The 13,832-nt window shown below is 70.4% G+C and carries 14 protein-coding genes; 10 read left to right on the top strand and 4 right to left on the bottom strand.

Annotated elements, in window-relative coordinates:
- Positions 1 to 207 precede the first annotated feature (207 nt).
- From K9S39_RS17935 to K9S39_RS17925, 3 genes are read left to right on the top strand one after another with little or no spacing between them, the layout of a single operon-like run.
- Positions 208 to 2,169: a hypothetical protein gene (locus K9S39_RS17935; RefSeq protein ID WP_248864374.1), complete on the top strand. Its 1,962-nt coding sequence runs from the start codon at positions 208 to 210 to the stop codon at positions 2,167 to 2,169.
- Positions 2,156 to 2,530: a hypothetical protein gene (locus K9S39_RS17930; protein WP_248864373.1), complete on the top strand. Its 375-nt coding sequence runs from the start codon at positions 2,156 to 2,158 to the stop codon at positions 2,528 to 2,530. Before K9S39_RS17935 ends, K9S39_RS17930 begins: the two co-directional genes overlap by 14 nt.
- A 2-nt stretch (positions 2,531 to 2,532) precedes the next feature.
- Positions 2,533 to 3,495 (top strand): hypothetical protein, encoded by a 963-nt coding sequence (locus tag K9S39_RS17925; RefSeq protein WP_248864372.1) that lies wholly within the window; start codon positions 2,533 to 2,535, stop codon positions 3,493 to 3,495.
- A gap of 74 nt (positions 3,496 to 3,569) precedes the next feature.
- Here the strand turns inward: K9S39_RS17925 and K9S39_RS17920 are convergent, their stop codons facing one another.
- The 3 genes from K9S39_RS17920 to K9S39_RS17910 are packed head-to-tail and all read right to left on the bottom strand — an operon-like array spanning position 3,570 to position 4,361.
- Positions 3,570 to 3,779, bottom strand: a complete 210-nt coding sequence (locus K9S39_RS17920) for a DUF5988 family protein (RefSeq protein ID WP_248864371.1) — start codon at positions 3,777 to 3,779, stop codon at positions 3,570 to 3,572.
- 52 nt (positions 3,780 to 3,831) lie between these two features.
- On the bottom strand, positions 3,832 to 4,071 hold the full coding sequence (locus tag K9S39_RS17915) for a DUF397 domain-containing protein (protein WP_248864370.1): 240 nt from the start codon (positions 4,069 to 4,071) through the stop codon (positions 3,832 to 3,834).
- Entirely contained in the window at positions 4,068 to 4,361 is a 294-nt protein-coding gene (locus K9S39_RS17910; RefSeq protein WP_283113502.1) for a Scr1 family TA system antitoxin-like transcriptional regulator, read from the bottom strand. The genes K9S39_RS17915 and K9S39_RS17910 overlap by 4 nt, the downstream gene beginning before the upstream one ends.
- Before the next feature lie 311 nt (positions 4,362 to 4,672).
- Between K9S39_RS17910 and K9S39_RS17905 the strand changes: the two genes are divergently transcribed.
- Both K9S39_RS17905 and K9S39_RS17900 read left to right on the top strand, forming a co-directional pair.
- Positions 4,673 to 4,873: a DUF6415 family natural product biosynthesis protein gene (locus tag K9S39_RS17905; protein ID WP_248864368.1), complete on the top strand. Its 201-nt coding sequence runs from the start codon at positions 4,673 to 4,675 to the stop codon at positions 4,871 to 4,873.
- 170 nt (positions 4,874 to 5,043) lie between these two features.
- Complete coding sequence (locus K9S39_RS17900) at positions 5,044 to 6,171, top strand: DUF5954 family protein (RefSeq protein ID WP_248864367.1); 1,128 nt, start codon at positions 5,044 to 5,046, stop codon at positions 6,169 to 6,171.
- Positions 6,172 to 6,192: 21 nt separating this feature from the next.
- Here K9S39_RS17900 and K9S39_RS17895 read toward each other — a convergent pair whose 3' ends face one another.
- The gene (locus K9S39_RS17895; protein ID WP_248864366.1) at positions 6,193 to 6,996 is read right to left on the bottom strand and encodes a hypothetical protein; all 804 of its coding nucleotides are present in this window, start codon (positions 6,994 to 6,996) and stop codon (positions 6,193 to 6,195) included.
- A gap of 389 nt (positions 6,997 to 7,385) precedes the next feature.
- Here K9S39_RS17895 and K9S39_RS17890 point away from each other — a divergent pair, with 389 nt between their 5' ends.
- From K9S39_RS17890 to K9S39_RS17870, 5 genes are all read left to right on the top strand, one after another.
- Positions 7,386 to 8,894, top strand: coding sequence for an aldehyde dehydrogenase family protein (locus tag K9S39_RS17890; protein ID WP_248864365.1), 1,509 nt, complete (start codon positions 7,386 to 7,388; stop codon positions 8,892 to 8,894).
- Positions 8,895 to 8,993: 99 nt separating this feature from the next.
- Entirely contained in the window at positions 8,994 to 10,535 is a 1,542-nt protein-coding gene (locus tag K9S39_RS17885) for a GMC family oxidoreductase (RefSeq protein WP_248864364.1), read from the top strand.
- Complete coding sequence (locus tag K9S39_RS17880; protein ID WP_248864363.1) at positions 10,535 to 11,644, top strand: quaternary amine ABC transporter ATP-binding protein; 1,110 nt, start codon at positions 10,535 to 10,537, stop codon at positions 11,642 to 11,644. The genes K9S39_RS17885 and K9S39_RS17880 overlap by 1 nt, the downstream gene beginning before the upstream one ends.
- Positions 11,644 to 11,814: a hypothetical protein gene (locus K9S39_RS17875; protein WP_248864362.1), complete on the top strand. Its 171-nt coding sequence runs from the start codon at positions 11,644 to 11,646 to the stop codon at positions 11,812 to 11,814. Before K9S39_RS17880 ends, K9S39_RS17875 begins: the two co-directional genes overlap by 1 nt.
- Positions 11,811 to 13,832 (top strand): ABC transporter permease, encoded by a 2,022-nt coding sequence (locus tag K9S39_RS17870; protein WP_248864361.1) that lies wholly within the window; start codon positions 11,811 to 11,813, stop codon positions 13,830 to 13,832. The genes K9S39_RS17875 and K9S39_RS17870 overlap by 4 nt, the downstream gene beginning before the upstream one ends.

The raw sequence follows: 13,832 nt of genomic DNA, 5'->3' as shown, positions 1-13,832 counted from the left end.
TGAGGCGCGGTTCCGCCTCTGAGACGCATCCCGCCCGCCGGTCACCGGCGGGCGGGTCCCGCCGCCTTACGTCACCGCACGTCTATTCGCGCTGACACGGAGTGGCGTTCTCCCCTATGCTGCGGCTTCCGCGCCACGGCAGGGTCGTCCGACGTGCTCGTCCAATGAGGCTGCCGTGGTGGCTCGTTGGCGTGTTGGGGGAGAACGATGACACGGACACCTGTGCCGCAGCAGCCCGGCGAACCGGACGGCCGGCCGCCACTGCGCAAGGATCCGGCGGACTCCGCCGACATTCCGCGAGGGTTACCCGCGACTCCACCCGGCGCCAGCGAGGCCACCCGCCTCCTGTGCGCCGGCACGTACATGGACGACGGTTTCCGCGACGCCGTCATCGACGAGCTGTATGTGCACGAGGAGCGCTTCGCCGCGCCCTCCCTGGGTATCGACGCCGCCCGCGTCCTCGCCCACGCACTGCGCGCCCGACGGCTCCAACTGGCCTGGGCCGCCGGGATCCTGCTGCTCTGGATCGTGGCCATCCCCCTGTCCGGGGGCCTGGCGGCGGTCTACTTCTCCCCCGTCGTCATGATCGCCCTCTCCCGCGTCGTCGCCCGGGCCCCGATCCCGTGGTGGACGGCCCGCATCGGCGCCTTCCTGCTGCGCTGGTACGGCCGGCTGTCGCTGCTGGTCTTCATGGTGTCGCTGGTGGTCACGGTGTGCGGCGGCGACCTCCCCCTCATGGCCGTGACCTGGCCGATCAGCCTGCTGCTCCCGGACGCCTGGACCGGCGGCATGCCGGACCCCGGCTCCTTCGGCGACAGCGGGTGGGACAGCGGACGGGGGAGCGGATGGGGGAGCGGATGGGGGAGCGGCCCGCTGGACGGCGGCCTGGACACCACGTACGCGGGCCAGGCCGGCGAGGGCACGGTGCTGTTCCGGGCCTGGGTCGCCCTGGTGCTGCCGCTGCTGCTGGCCACGATGGTCGGTCTGCACCGCGGGCAGTGGGCCCACGCGCTGACCCGCGAACTCTCCAAGCACCGCTTCCCCGACGCCATGTCCGACCCCGCGGAGCGGGCCGAGGGCTTCCGGTTCCGGCGGCTGCGGGACCGGGTGCGTACCGAGCAGCACGGGCCGCTGGTGATGTACCGGGCGGCCAACCCGTTCTGCGGCGCCGGTACCCCGTTCAAGACCTGGTCCCTGTCGGTCGAGCTGCGCCCGCGGGAGGACCGGGAGACCGAGCCGCTGGACAACAGGGCCATCCTGGACCGCGTCATCCCCCTGGTGGCGGCGCTGCGGGTGCCGTCCCCGCACGGTTCGCCGGAGGTGGCGGCCGCGGTACGCGACCGGCTGCGTGAGCTGGAGATCGATGAGTGTGTCTTTCTGCCGGCCGAGGGGCTGAAGTCCCGTACGGCGGCGCCGTACGCACCGGAGGCGTGCGCGGAACATCTGGCCGCGGCGGTGGAGGAGGGCGGCGAGCCCCGGCGGCACTTCCTGCGGATCCGGGTCGGCGGCTGGAACGAGGGCATCGTCACCACCGTCTTCGTACGGGTGCACACCCAGGGCGGGATGCTGATGCTGGAGGTCGCGCCCCATGTGCTGTGGCCGCTGCGGCAGGTCTTCCAGGACGCCGACCGGATCGCCCACCACTACCGCCACCACAACCACTTCGGCAAGGCGGTGTGGGCGCTGGCCCGCACCCCCCGGTCCGCGGGAACCGCCGTCGTCACGCTGCTGCGCGGCCTGCTGTCGACCTGGCAGCTGGCCACCGGCGGATACGGCGGTGCGCTGCCGGACGGCCCCCGTGCCTCGGTACGCGAGCTGGGCTCGGACGGCGAAGCCTCGCTCTTCCAGGACATGGACGTCGCCCGCTATCTGGAGACCATTCAGCTGCGGGTGGCGGCCGGTGTGACCACCGCGCTGGACGACGCCGGCTACCACACCGAGGAATTCGAGCAGAAGGTCGTCAATGTCGCGCCGGGCGGCGCCTACGTCGAGTCTTTCCAGGGCGCCCTGGGGGTAGGCAACAACAACACCATCACCAACAATTCCAACAACTCCAACACCACCGGCGCCCCCGGCCAGTCCAACAGGTCCACTACTCAGCGCGGCTCCGCCTCGAAGTCCGCGTCGAAGTCCGCATCGAAGGGAAGTGCCAAGCGTGGCAACGGCTGACGAGCGCGGCAGGGGCATCCACATCGGCAGCGTCCAGGGTGCCTTCGCCATCGGCGACCACAACACGGTGACGAACAACGAGGGAAGCGGCGCACCCGTCCTGGACCCGGCACAGGAGGAACTGCTGCGCGCCGTACGCACCCTCCGCGACGACCTCGCCAGAGTCGTGGAAACCCCGGAGGTCACCGCACTCACCGCCCAACTGGCCGACACAGAAGGGGAGATCACCGACACCGGGGCGGCCGGACCCGGCCGGCTGGCCCGGCTGCGGACGGCACTGGCCGACGCCGGATCCGTCGTCGGTCTCCTGGCCTCCGGGGCGGCGGTCGGCCAGGCGGTCGCCGCTCTGGTGGGAGGGTGACGATGGCGGAGAGCGGCGGAGCGCGCTGGAACAGCGAAACCCAGACCTGGGAGGACGGCACCCCACACCCCGCCCCGTACACGGGACCGATGCCACCCCGCCCGGCCTTCGCCCCGGGATCGGCGCCCCACGGCCCACCGCCGGACGGGCCGACCGCGCACACATCCGCCCCCTACGCAGGCCCCGGCCCCGGACCAGGTCCCGCCCCGGGCACCGGCCCCATCTCCGAACCCATCTCCGCACGCGGCCCCAACCCGTACCACGACCCCACGCCCCCGCCTCCCCCCAACCCCATCCCCGAGGGCCGTCGTCGGACGGCCCTGGTCGCCGGCGCGGTCGTGGCCGTGATCGCGGTGGGTTTCGGCGGCGGCTACCTGCTGTGGGGCCACTTCGACGAGACCCCGCCCGCCGCCGGCGCACCTTCCACCACCCAGACCCAGCCCGCGACAAGCACCACCCCCAGCTCACCCACCCCACCCACCACGGAGATCTCGCCCTCCCCTCCCACCTCCTCTCCCCTCCCCGACGGCTATCACCGCGTGCACGACGCCAAGGGCTTCACCATCGCGGTGCCCGACGGCTGGAAGCGCAGCGTCCGCAAGACCGGCGTGTTCTACACGGCGCCGGACGACCGTGGACTGGTGCAGATCTTCGAGATCACCGAACCCGACTCCACCCCGCGCGAATCCCTGGAGACGGCATCGGAGGGCCTCAGCGGCAACCCCGGCTACGAACGGATCAGCCTCGAACCGCTCAACGACGACACCCTGAGCCCGGACGCCGCCCAACTGGTCTACGCCTACGACAGCGACCGCCTCGGCGAGCGCGTCAAGGTCGTGGACTGCGCCTTCACCACCGCCGACGGCCGCCAGTTCGCGGTCCTCGTCCTGGGCCTGGAGGCCGACTGGCCCCAACAGGAGCGGACCCAGCGCATCGCGTTGCGGGCCTTCGCCCCCACCAGCTGACAGGCCCGATCGGCCGAAACCGATCGGGCCTGCAGTCGCCCCTTGAAGCCTCTGTGGGGCCTCTACGACCGCCGCTACCCGGGGAGCTCGGTGCGCTCCCACCACTCGTAGACGGGCAGCGGTCCCTCGGCGGTGTCCTGCGTCCGGGGAGTAGCCCGGAAATGCTCGTACCCGTTACGAAACGGGATCTTCACGTCGTCCCCGGGACGTTCGATCGGAACGACGCGCTCCGGGAGCTCCTCGGGTCCGCCTTCGAGCACTGCTTTTGTCGCTGTTTTGGCCATGCCGGAATTGTCTTCCCGGTGGCCCTGAGGTGCGCTTACGGCTCGCCGAGGGTCACGCGGACAGCGCGGCGAACTCGACGAAGGCCGCCCACTGGGTGGGGGTGAGGTCGAGGACCGGGCCGGATATGTGTTTGGAGTCGCGGACGTGGACGGTGTCGGGGTGGGTGGCCACCTCGACGCACTCGCCGTTCCCCTGGCTGTAGCTGGACTTGTGCCAGTCGTGGGCGACCTCGATGCACTGGCCGCCTTCACCGCCGCTGTAGCTGGATTTGAACCACACCAAGTCGCTCATTGTTCTCCTGTCGCCAACTTCTGGATGAACGCGGTCGATTCCTTGGGAGTCAGGGCCTGACTTTGCAGGATTCCATACCGCCGGGCGAGCTTGTTGACTGACCGGCGGTCGGTAATCAGTCGGCCGGTTCCTTGGACTTCAAGGTAGGCGCACACCCCGCGATCCGGTGGCTCGACGAGCGTGAACGGGCCATCGAGGCTGGTGTGACTCGTGCTCTCGGTCGGCATCACCTGAATCTCGATGTGCCGCAACCTGGCCAGCTCCAGGAGTCGGTGCAACTGTTCTCGCAGAATCTCGGGGATTCGGAGAAGCCCGCCTTATCGCCCGGTTGGGACTGGGTCAGGCCGGCCAGTTCTCGTAACGCCTTCGTCTGCAGCCCCAGAATGCGCAGGCTCACCGGGATGTTGTCGTAGTAGCCGTCGTAGGGCATATCGGTTTTCCCTCCCGTACGCGATGGCGGCGGACCCGTACGGCATTTCTGTAGGGGTCGGCAGGCTCGCCTTCGCGGGCCTGCCGCCAGCACCGTTGATGCATGGACCAGCACACCTCGCTTCATTGAAATTTCCTTCCAAAGAAGGAAATTGATTCGTATGGGCACGACATGCGCACGATTCTGCGCAGTCTCGACGCGGTGCTCGCCGAGGGCGCACCCGTACCGCGGCACGACGAACTGGAGGACGTAACCCTGTTCCTGCGCGGGCATATCGCGCTGCTCATCCCCGAAGTCGAGGATGTGGCCGTGGAGTTGCCGAAGGGCGACAGTGTGCGGGGTGCGGCGGGAGGCGCGGCGGAAGACGGGTGAGCTCGCGGGTGCCGGGAACGGGCTCGTGTCGGCGCTGCGGTACGCGCGGCAACCGGCTCGGGCGTGTCGGGCGTTGGTGCGGCATCGCGGTCGGCTTTGCGCGATGGGTGAGGTGTCGGAACATTCCGAATCGGCAGCGCAGGCCCCCTCGCGGGAGGCACGCTGAGTACATGAGTCATTACAGTGAGCAAGTACCCGCGTACCGGACCATCCGGGTGGTCGCACAGGACAGCCCCGTCGCGGCGTTCTCCGACGAGGAGGCGTGGCGGGCCAGGGACGCGTATCCCGAGATTCTCGCCGCGGGCGGGGCGGTCTTCGGGCATGTGCGTGAGCGCGAGGAGGGCGGCTGGGAGGTCGTCAGCTTCGGGGAGAGTGCGCCGCAGGACTCCAGGGACACCATGGCGTCGACGTTCCGGCGGCTGGCGCAGCAGGCCGAGAAGTCGGGGGACGAGGTGGGGCGTGCCGAGTGCATGGCGGCGGCGGTGCGGCTGGGCTGGGAGAAGCTGGACGAGCTGACGGTGCTGGGGGACCGGTATCGCGTCGTGCACGGGGAGCAGTTCATCCGGAAGGGCCCGGACGGGCCGGAGCCGCCACGACCATCGGACCCTGATCCGGCGGAGCCGGGTGAGGCGCACCGTATGCCCAGCCGTACTACCGGCTTTGTGATCGATCCGGTGGTGGGGACGGGGATGTCCGAGGGGATCTTGAAACTCGATCTGCTGCAGTTCGTGCGCGCCGCCGGGACGGTGCCGCCGGATGTGCGCAGGGACTCGCGGCGGGCGAAGCAGACGCATCCGGGCGGGGTGTTGCTGCCGCCCGGGTTCATGATCGCGGAGCGGGTCGGTGACGGGCGGTGGAAGCCCCATTCCGCGGCCTGCAGTACGCCGCAGGCCGCGCGGGACGCGCTGACGATGTGGCTGCGGGTGATGGCGCCGGTGACGCTCCAGCTCGACCAGGCGGAACGGGACGCGTACGAGCGGGCCGCGAATCTGCTGGACGAGCGGCCCGGGAACGAGATCGAAGTGGCGGACGGGGCGCACTTCTTCAAGGTGGTGCGGGTGGAGCGGCTGGTGCGGGTCGGGCCGGACGGTCCGGAGGGGCCGCGGCCGTCCGACTTCGATCCCGATCCGCCGGTGGAGGCGCATACGCAGCAGTTGCGGGAGCAGGGGCTGTGGCGTGAGGAGGATGAGGTGAACGAGGGGCTTGTGCTGGAGGAGATGCGGGATGTCGCCCGGCTGGTGGAGAAGGAGCAGGCGCGGCGGGAGTGGAAGCGTCAGGGGGAGGAGGGGGCCCCGTAGGTCTGGGGGCGGGGCCGTGGGTCACGTGCCCTGCAGGCGGTCCTCCAGCACCGAGATGTCGACCGTCTTGTCCCGGGGCGGAGTCTTCGACGGGACCGGTTTCTCGAAATTGCTCAGCATGAGCGTGCTGGACTCGCGGTCGATCGTGGTGGTCAGTTTGACGGGGTAGTGCTTGCCCTTGATCGCCACGTAGAGGGTCTGGGTCGCCTGGCCGGCCTTCTTGATGACGGGGAGGACACGGATGCCTTCGTGGACGGTCGGCTTGCCCTTGTGGAGAGCGGGGGCGCGGGGTGTGGGGCTGCCGGGCGGCGGGGACGGTGGGCGGTCCGGGCCGGCGGCGGACTTCTGGAAGGCGGTCAGGTCGCAGACGGCGGAGAGGTGCTGGAGGTAGGCGTCGTCGGTGGTGCCGTGGAGGAAGCGGCCCCGGTATTTCTTGGCGGCAAAGGTGCCCTCGTCGCCCGGGAGCTGGGTCTTCCAGAAGGCGGCGTCGGGGCGCATCCAGACCTGTTTGCCGCGCTTGATCAGTTCGACCCGGCCGGACTCGCCCTTACTGATGGCGCCCGTGCAATTACCGGCGCGGTCGAGGGTGAGGTCGAGTTTGGTGGGGCTGACGCTGGTCTCGGTGCGCAGTCGCAGGGATTTCGCGGCGAGGAGTTCACGGCGGGAGGTGTCGGAGACCTGCTGGGCGGAATTGTTCGCGAGGTCGCCCTCGCCGTCGTCGGGGCCGGACGCCGCCGCGAGGCCCGTCCAGGCGGCCCCCGCGAGGAGCGCGGCGCCGCAGCCCAGGGCCGTGGTCGCGGTGACGGTGCGGTGTCCGCTGATCATCTCGGCACCTCCGGTGCCTGCGGCGTCTCCGGCCCAGGCCCTTTCCAGGCCCCTGTCTTCGGCCCAGGCCCTTTCCAGGCCCTGTCTCCGGCCCAGGCCCCTTCCAGGTCCCTTCACGACCCCAGGGCTCCGCGAACCCGGGCGCGATCCCCGGGCCCTACGGCCCCAGGAGCCTGCAATCCCGGGGCTCCATCTAGTCACATACGGCTCCAAAGGGTACATATCAGGACTTCCCGCCGCCACGCGCAGTGAGTCGGGTCACTTTCCGCGAAGGTTTAGGCATAGGTGGGGGGCTTCCGGAAAGGGTTCCCCGTTGCTGGTTGAACCAATGGCTGAATCAGCGGTTGAACCAGCGAGAACAAATCGGTAAGCGGAAGGCAGTAACGACAGTGGCGGCAATCGACACCATTCACGTAGACGGGGTGTGGCGCCCCGCCGTATCCGGCGCCACGCGCGAGGTCCTCGACCCCGCCGACGCGAAGACATTCCAGGTGGTGTCCGAGGGCGGCGCCGAGGACGCCGATGCGGCGGTCGAGGCAGCGCGCCGCGCCTTCGACGGCGGCGCCGGCGCCTGGCCCCGTACGGCCGTCGCCGAGCGCGCGGCGCTGCTGCGCCGGGTCGCCGATCTGCTCCAGCGCGACCGCGAGGAGATCGGGCTGATCGAGAGCCGCGACACCGGCAAGACGCTGGAGGAGGGCCGGATCGACGTCGACTGCGTCACCGACGCCTTCCGTTACTTCGCCGACCTGGTGATGAACGAGAGCGGCGGGCGTGTCGTCGACGCCGGGTCGCCCGACATCCACAGCGTGGTCGTGCACGAGCCGGTCGGCGTCTGCGCGATGATCACGCCCTGGAACTACCCGCTGCTCCAGGCCAGCTGGAAGATCGCGCCGGCCCTCGCGGCCGGCAACACCTTTGTGATCAAGCCCAGCGAGGTCACCCCGCTGTCGACGGTCCACCTGATCAAGCTGCTGGTGGAGGCCGGGCTGCCGGTCGGCGTCGCCAACATCGTCACCGGCGCGGGCCTGCCGGTCGGCCAGCGGCTGGCCGAGCACCCGGATGTGGATCTGTTCTCCTTCACCGGTGGCCTCGTCAGCGGTACGAAGGCGGGCGCGGCCGCCGTCTCCGGCGCCAAGAAGATCGCGCTGGAACTGGGCGGCAAGAACCCGAATGTGGTGTTCGCCGACGCCTGCGCGACGGAGGAAGGCTTCGACACCGCTGTTGACCAGGCGCTGAACGCGGCCTTCATTCACAGCGGGCAGGTCTGCTCGGCCGGTGCCCGGCTGATCATCGAGGAGTCGGTGCGCGATCGCTTCGTCGCCGAGCTCGCCCGCCGCGCCGAGCGGATCAAGCTCGGCCGGGGCACCGAGGACGGCGTGGAGTGCGGTCCGGTCGTCTCGCAGCAGCAGCTGGAGAAGGTGGAGGCGTATGTCGCCTCCGCGCTGGCCGAGGGTGCGCAGCTGCGTTGCGGCGGCTCGCGTCCCCAGCCGTCGGATGTGCGCCCCGCCACCGGCTACTTCTACTCGCCGACCGTGCTGGACGGCTGCCACCGCGAGATGAAGGTCGTTCGGGAGGAGACCTTCGGGCCGATCCTGACGGTCGAGACGTTCACGACCGAGGACGAGGCCGTCGCGCTGGCCAATGACACCGAGTACGGGCTGGCCGGTGCGGTATGGTCCGCCGACACCGCCCGCGCACGCCGGGTCGCCGCGCGGCTGCGGCACGGCACCGTCTGGATCAACGACTTCCACCCCTACCTTCCGCAGGCGGAGTGGGGCGGCTTCGGCAAGTCGGGGATAGGCCGGGAACTGGGCCCCGCGGGTCTGGACGAGTACCGCGAGAGCAAGCACGTTTACGAGAATCTGCGGCCGGAGCCGGTGCGGTGGTTCGGGGGCTGAGGCCCACCGGAATTTCGCAGCACCCGAATTCGCAGCACCCCGAATTTCGCAGCACCGCGCGCAGGCGCTTCGCAGTAAGCAGTAAGGAGCAACCACCCCATGCCTGTATATGACTATGTCGTTGTCGGCGGCGGCACCGCTGGCTCCGTGATCGCCTCCCGGCTCACCGAGGACCCGAACGTCACCGTCGCCGTCATCGAGGGCGGCCCCAGCGACATCGACCGCGACGACGTGCTCACGCTGCGCCGCTGGCTCGGCCTGCTCGGCGGCGAGCTCGACTACGAGTACACGACCACCGAGCAGCCGCGCGGCAACTCGCACATCCTGCACAGCCGCGCCAAGGTCCTGGGCGGGTGCTCCTCGCACAACACCCTGATCTCCTTCAAGCCGCTGCCCTCCGACTGGGACGAGTGGGAGGAAGCGGGCGCCGCGGGCTGGAACGCCAAGGTCATGGACCCGTACTTCGGCAAACTGCGCAACAACATCGTGCGGGTGGCGAAGAAGGACCAGAACCAGATCGCCACGGACTGGATCGAGGCCAGCACGGCCGCCCTCGGCGTGCCCGAGATCGTCGGCTTCAACGACAAGCCGTTCGAGGAGGGTGTCGGCTTCCTCGACCTGGCCTACCACCCGGAGAACAACAAGCGCTCCTCCGCCTCCGTCGCCTACCTCCACCCCCACATGGAGGCTGGTGACCGCCCCAACCTGACGCTGATGCTGGAGACCTGGGCGTACCGGCTGGAGCTGGACGGCACCCGGGCCAAGGGCGTCCACGTCCGTACGAAGGACGGCGAGGAGGTCTACGTCGAGGCCGCCCGCGAGGTGCTGGTCTGCGCCGGTGCCGTGGACACCCCGCGGCTGCTGATGCACTCCGGCATCGGCCCGAAGAAGGACCTTGAGGCGCTGGGCCTGCCCTGCGTGCTCGATCTGCCGGGCGTCGGCGAGAACCTGATGGACCACCCCGAGTCGGTGATCGTCTGGGAGACCAACGGGCCGATCCCGGACAACTCCGCGATGGACTCCGACGCGGTGATGTTCGTCAAGCGGGACCCGGAGCACAAGGGTCCCGACCTGATGTGGCACTTCTACCAGATCCCGTACACCGACCACCCCGAGCGGCTGGGCTACGAACGCCCCGAGCACGGTGTGTCGATGACCCCGAACATCCCCAAGTCCCGTGCCCGCGGCCGCCTTTACCTCACCTCGGCCGACCCCGAGGTCAAGCCCGCGCTGGACTTCAAGTACTTCGAGGACGAGGGCGACTACGACGGCCAGACCCTGGTCGACGGTATCAAGCTGGCCCGTAAGGTCGCGCAGGCCGAGCCGTTCAAGAAGTGGCTCAAGCGCGAGGTCTTCCCCGGCCCGGACGTCACCGACGACGCGGAGATCAGCGAGCTGGTACGCAAGTGCGCGCACACCGTGTACCACCCGGCCGGCACCTGCAGGATGGGCGCGGCCGATGACGAACTCGCCGTCGTGGACCCGGAGTTGAAGATCCGGGGCTTGCAGGGCATCCGTATCGCGGACGCCTCCGTGTTCCCGACGCTGCCCGCCGTGAACCCGATGCTCGGCGTCCTGATGGTGGGGGAGAAGTGCGCCGAAATGCTCGCCAAGCCCACAACGCAGGGAGGTGATGCGTAATGGCTACCGTTGCTACCGACGCATCCGGCATTTCCGAGTCCCAGAACGCCGCGGCTGCCGAGGACGGCCGGGACGTCGTCTTCTCCGTCCGCGACCTGTGGAAGGTCTTCGGCCCCAAGGCCGAGCGCGTCCCCGGCGACGCCTCCCTGACCGGGCTCTCCGCGGACGAGGTGCGCGAGCGCACCGGCTGCACCCCCGCCGTCCGCGAGGTCTCCTTCGACGTCCACAAGGGCGAGGTCTTCGTCGTCATGGGCCTCTCCGGCTCCGGCAAGTCCACGCTCGTACGCTGCCTGACCCGGCTCATCGAGCCGACCGGCGGCAAGCTGGAGATCGACGGCGAGGACGTCCTGGCCATGGACAAGTCCGCGCTGCGCGACCTGCGCAGGCACCGCGCCTCCATGGTCTTCCAGCACTTCGGCCTGCTGCCGCACCGCACCGTCCTCGACAACGTCGCGTACGGGCTGGAGATCCAGGGCATGGGCAAGGCCGAACGCCGCGCGCGCGCCCAGGAGATGGTCGACAAGGTCGGCCTCAGCGGCCTCGAAAAGCGCCGCCCAGGACAGCTCTCCGGCGGCCAGCAGCAGCGCGTCGGGCTCGCCCGCGCGCTCGCCGTGGACCCCGAAGTCCTGCTCTTCGACGAGCCGTTCAGCGCGCTCGACCCACTGATCCGGCGCGATATGCAGGAGGAGGTCGTACGGCTGCACCGTGAGGAGGGCCGCACGATGGTCTTCATCACCCACGACCTCTCCGAGGCGCTGCTGCTGGGCGACCGTATCGCCCTGATGCGCGACGGTGAGATCGTCCAGCTCGGCACCCCCGAAGAGATCGTCGGCTCCCCGGCCGACGACTACGTGCGCGACTTCGTCCGCGATGTGCCGCGCGAGCAGGTCCTGACCGTGCGCCGCGCGATGCGCCCGGCCGAGGCCGGCGAGGCCGACGAGGGGCCCGCGCTGGCCCCCGACACCCTGGTCGGCCACGCCATCGAGGCCGTCGCCCGCTCCGGCGGCGCGGCCCGCGTCGTCGAGAACGGCCGCTGCCTGGGCGTCGTGGACCACGCGTGCCTGCTGAACGTGGTGGCCGGTATCGAGCGCGAAGAGGTGGCCGCCTGATGTACGCCGCCGCCCGCCGCCCACCGCACCACCAACTGCTCCTGCGCTCGGTCCGCCCCCACGCACCGGAGGGAAGGCTGCGTACCGCCCTGCTGCGCCGCTGGCGCGAGGCCCAGCGGGCAGCCGCGATGAATGTGCCGGTCGGCACCGTGAAACGGGGCAGAGCATGAGTACCGCGACTACTGCTCCGGCCAGCGATACCGAGCCCAAGACCGCCGCCCCTGGCGGCTCCGACGCCACCACCGGCAAGACCAACCCGCTCCAAGCGCTCCTCCGCCACCGCGGCCTGGGCAAGATCCTGCTCCTCGCGCTCGCCGCGGCGGTCCTCGTCCCGATCGTCCACGCCCAGTGGGCCGGCGGGATGTGGCCGCAGGCACTGTCCGTCGACCTGTCCGAGCCGCTCGGCAAGACCAGCGACTGGATCATCGACAACCGCGACAGCCACCCGCTCTTCCTGTACTTCTTCGGCCACATCAGCAACGCCGTGGTGCTGTCCGTACGGGCCGTGTACATGCTGCTCCTCGCACTCGGCTGGACCGGCGTGACCGCGCTCGTCACCCTCGTCGCCTGGCGCGTCGCGGGCTGGCGCATCGCCGCGACCGCACTGCTCTCCTTGCTGGTCAGCGGCCTGCTCGGGATGTGGGTGCCGACCATGCAGACCCTCGCGCTGATGATCGTGACGGTCCTCGCCTCGGTCGCCGTCGGTGCGCTGCTCGGCCTCGCCGCCGGGCTATCGGACCGTACGTTCCGGATGCTGCGGCCCGTACTCGACACCATGCAGGTGCTGCCGGCCTTCGCCTACCTGCTGCCCGTCGTGCTGGTCTTCGGCATCGGCGTCCCCGCCGCGCTGCTGGCGACCGTCATCTACGCGGCTCCGCCGATGGCACGGCTCACCGCGCTCGGGCTGCGCAGCGCCGACACGGGCGTCCTCGAAGCCGTGACCTCGCTCGGCGCGACCGGACGGCAGCGGCTGCTGACCGCCCGCCTCCCGCTGGCCCGCAAGGAGCTGCTGCTCGGCCTCAACCAGACGATCATGATGGCGCTCTCGATGGTCGTGATCGCCTCGATGATCGGTGCGGCCGGTCTCGGCGACCGCGTCTACCAGGCGCTCGCCTCGGTCGACGTCGGCGCGGCGCTGGCCGCCGCCGTCCCGATCGTGCTCCTGGCGATCGTCATGGACCGTACGACCGCGGCGGCGGGCGAGCGGCTCGGCGCCGGCTCGGCACCGGGCCCGAAGTGGCTGCGCGGCCCGCTCGCCTGGGCGGGCGTCGCCGTGGTCACCGCCGCCGTAGCCGTCGTCGGCCGGCTCTCCGGCTCGATGGTCTGGCCGACCGACTGGGTCGTGGCCATCGCGGACCCGGTCAACGACTTCAAGGATTGGATGGTCGGCCACCTCTACTCCGGCGTTCCGGTCATCGGCGGCACCGCCGACTGGGCCGCGGCCTTCACCACCTGGGTGCTGGACCCGCTGCGCGACGGCCTGACCGCGCTGCCCTGGTGGGGCGCGCTGCTGATCGTCGCCGCACTGGCCTGGCTCATCGGTACGTGGCGCACCGCCCTGACCGCGGTGCTCGCTCTGGCGGCCATCGGCGTGCTGGGCGTGTGGAAGCCCTCCATGAACACCCTCTCGCAGGTGCTCGCGGCCCTCGTCGTGACGCTGGCCCTGGGCTTCGCGATCGGTATCCTGGCCGCCGGCAGCAAGCGCTTCGAGGTGATCCTGCGGCCCGTCCTGGACGTCATGCAGACCATGCCGCAGTTCGTGTACCTGATCCCGGTGGTCGCGCTCTTCGCGGTGGGCCGCGCCCCGGCCGCCGCGGCGGCCATCATCTACGCGCTGCCCGCGGTCATCCGCATCATCACCCAGGGCCTGCGTCAGGTCGACCCGGCGGCGATGGAGGCGGCGCACTCGCTGGGCGCGACCCGCTGGCAGACGCTGCGCCAGGTCCAGCTCCCGCTGGCCCGGCCCGCGCTGCTGCTGGCCGTCAACCAGGGAGTCGTCCTGGTCCTCGCCGTCGTCATCATCGGCGGCCTGGTGGGTGGCGGCGCGCTCGGCTACGACGTGGTGACCGGTCTGGCGACCGGCGATCTGGCCCTCGGCCTGGTCGCGGGCGTGGCCATCGTCTGCCTCGGCCTGATGCTCGACCGGGTCACCCAGCCCACGGAACGCCGAGCGGCGAAGGGAGCCTGA

The organism is Streptomyces halobius (assembly GCF_023277745.1).
Lineage (GTDB): Bacteria > Actinomycetota > Actinomycetes > Streptomycetales > Streptomycetaceae > Streptomyces > Streptomyces halobius.
This window is presented reverse-complemented; position numbering and strand designations above follow the sequence as displayed.